Raw genomic sequence first — 3,035 nt, 5'->3', positions numbered from 1 at the left:
TGCGGCCAGGTTTGCGGATCGATGGGAAAAGCGGTTATCTCGAAATGACGGGTTGCTCGCCGGCTGCCACGGGTTTTAAGGCGGACTTCCAGGGTTCGAGGGTTATCTGCAGTGATGTTTGGTCCCTTCAGGGCCAGTGTCCCGCGGGTCACGTCCCGGTCGTCGAGAATGTGGCGGAAATGCTGGCCGCAAAGTTCCGCTGGCTTATATCCGAGCAGGCTTTCTACCTTGCTGTTCACGAAGCAAAAGTGACCGTCCTGATCAAGCATGAACACGATGTCAGGAGAGCTGTTAACGATGTAACGATGCAGCGCCTCGGATTTCTCCAGCCGCATCTGGATATGCTCGTGGGCTTCGAGGAGTGACTTTTTTCCGATCACGCTCTCAACGGTGGCCAGCAGTTCCTCAGGATCAAAGGGTTTACGGATGTAGTCCAGGGCGCCCCGCCGCAGTGCTCGGCTCACAGCACTGAACGAACTTTCGCCGCTGACCACGATCACGCCGCAATCCGGCTGTCCGATGGCAAGGTGTGCCATAACGTCGAAACCTGTGACCTCGGGCATCCGGAGATCCAGCAAGGCCAGGTCGAAGGTTTGCTGGTCGATCAGCTCGCAGGCTTTTCGGCCCCCGTGAGCTTCCGCAACGTCATAACCCCGGCTACGCAGCAGCGAAGCCAGTGTATTGAGCAGGCGGGGTTCGTCATCTGCTACCAGTATCCGTGCCGTTAACCCGTGACTGAAAGGCTGATCAGTATGTTCAGGTGCCATCGGTCTGTGTCCGTTGTTTCTGCGTCAGTCGGTCTCATTCTTTTTGTGGCTGGCCGCTGGAAGCAGAATCCTGAAGGTGGTCCCTTCCTGCCCCGTGCGACAAGCAATGATGCCCTCCATGTCATCAACGAGCTGTTTCACAATGCTCAGGCCCAAACCGCTGTGGCCCTCTCCCTTTGTGGTTTTCACCGGTGAAAACAGGGCGTCCCTGACCTCACCGGGTATTCCTCTGCCTGTGTCCGAGATTTCCAGCTCAACCCAGGTTCGGTGGTTCTGCCACACTGGCGAAGACGTCCGTATTTCAACCGTGCCGCCATCATCCGCCAGGCTTTCCGCCGCATTTCGAACCAGATTGATCACAATCTGCCGAATCCTCGTGGGGCCAGCCGCAACCCGCGTTGGCTCGCTGCAAAGCGATAACCGAAGGCTGCGGCTATCTGAGCTGAACAGACTATCTTCAAGGATACGAGCCAGACTTTCCAGTTCGGCATTGAGCTCAACCCCGTCATCGCCCTGATCCACGGAGTCAGTATGGCTCATTTGCAGTAAAAGATTGCCCGCCCGATCCAGCTCATCCCGGATTACGTCCAGCTCCTGCTGGACACCAGCATCTTCAAGCCTGCCTCGCAGCTGGTAAATATACTGTCGGATTATGGTCAGTGGGTTGCTGACTTCGTGAACCTGTTTACGCAGCCGGTCGCGGGCGATCTCCTGATCCAGGCCCTCTGTACTGGCTTCGGCATCGGTTTGGGCCGGCACCCGGTCTGCCAGTACCGATGCCAACTGAGCCGTGAAGATATCGGCCAGTTCCAGGGTTGTTGGCAGATGCTCGTTGTCTGTGCCCAGGGCGAAGACACCAGGGCAGTCCCCGCCATTGTTAACCGGTACGGCAAGTATGGAGGGCGTATGGAGCAGTGACAGCAACTGTCGGTCGAGTACTGTTGGGGATCGATCACCAAGGCTGACTGGCAGGCCAGAAATAAAGGCTTCCGTAAGGACGCTGCCGCCGGGCTTGGCGGTGACCGCCAGGTCAGGGATGTCGCCAATGGTCCCGGACAGGAGCACAAGGTTTTCGCCTGTGTGCCCAAAGCACAGCGCCGGCAGGCCGGTGATCAGCGTTAGACTGTTGACCGTCTCGGCGAGAATGTCCTCGGTTTCTCCGGTCAGATCGGCAAGGTTGATCGCCTGGTTCGCCATGGCCTGGCGCAGAATTGTCTGTTTCAGCTGTCGAGAGGCGCTCTCGCCGCAATAATTTTCGTCCAGAGGAATCCCCAGCGATGCAGCCATACCCGAGACTTCGTGGCCGATGCGGCGATTTATCTCCCGGGTCAGTTCCTCGTTCAGCCCGAATACCGTGCCTGCCGCTGCAATGCCGGCGGCATCGGAGAGTGCCAGTCGGGTGGCCAGGCTGATCAGCTTCACCAGATGTCCGGCATCCCGTAGCTCCGAGGATAGTGCCTGCTGGTAGCGCATGGCATCGGCGGCCATTGGCCCCAGCCCCCAGGAGGCAACGAGTTCCGCTGCGATGTCGGACTGATGATCAAGATAGTGTTGCTTCGCCTCGGTGGCTGGCGTTTTAATAGCGATCAGCTCGCCAATGTTGTGAAGCATGCCCAACATGAAGGCTTCGTCAGGCTCCGGATAACGGGTCAGCGTTGCCAGGGCCCGGGCGGTCAACGCGGTGGTCAGCGAGTGTCGCCAGAAATCTCTGAGTTGTTGCCATTCGTCACCGCCCAGCTCGAATAGCAGTTGGCGCAGGGCTGCGGTCAGGACCAGCGTGTGAAAACGTCGGGTGCCAAGTCTCAGGAGTGCCTGGTCGACGGAGCGGATCGGAGTAGAAGGGCCGTACAGGGCGGAGTTGGCCAGTGCCAGGATACGAGCTACCAGTGCGGTATCGGCAGACACAATTTCGCTGATTTTCCGGTAGCTCTCGTCCTGATGGCAAGCCTCGAGCGCCCGCAAGGTGACTTCCGGAAGACTCGGTAGCTGTAGATCAGGCGCAATGTGCATAGGCTTACCTGCCGTGGGGCGAATCAATTCATTAACTGACGGAGCGTTCATTCTTATTGTCGGAAAAGAGCTTAGACAATAATCCGTCGTTATTAAATACTTATTGCTCTTTTTTTAAGCAATATATTATCTGATTCGTGATATGTGTAGAATTTTTACAGGTTAAAATACAGAAAACCGAAAAATCAGGGACCTAGATTGCCGGTGATGAACGCCAGAGAACCTGTCAAGCACAATCCGAACCAACCTCGCACCATG

The 3,035-nt window shown here is 57.0% G+C and carries 2 protein-coding genes; both read right to left on the bottom strand.

The window, feature by feature from the left end; all coding sequences use genetic code 11:
- Positions 1–767: response regulator (locus B2W52_RS07885; RefSeq protein WP_286802360.1), on the bottom strand; the 767-nt coding region annotated here is incomplete at its 3' end.
- 24 nt (positions 768–791) lie between these two features.
- Positions 792–2,777 carry an HDOD domain-containing protein gene (locus B2W52_RS07880; RefSeq protein ID WP_286802356.1) on the bottom strand — a complete coding sequence of 662 codons (1,986 nt, stop codon included), beginning with the start codon at positions 2,775–2,777 and terminating at the stop codon, positions 792–794.
- Positions 2,778–3,035: the final 258 nt, after the last annotated feature.

This window comes from Marinobacter sp. UBA2498 (assembly GCF_002341575.1).
In the GTDB taxonomy this organism is placed as follows: Bacteria; Pseudomonadota; Gammaproteobacteria; order Pseudomonadales; family Oleiphilaceae; genus Marinobacter; species Marinobacter manganoxydans.
The sequence above is the reverse complement of the archived record's forward strand: the minus strand, read 5'-3'. Positions and strand labels throughout refer to the sequence as shown.

Coding starts and splice junctions, on each gene's coding strand:
- B2W52_RS07880 (WP_286802356.1), bottom strand. CDS start 2,777: ATGCACATTGCGCCTGATCTACAGCTACCGAGTCTTCCGGAAGTCACC.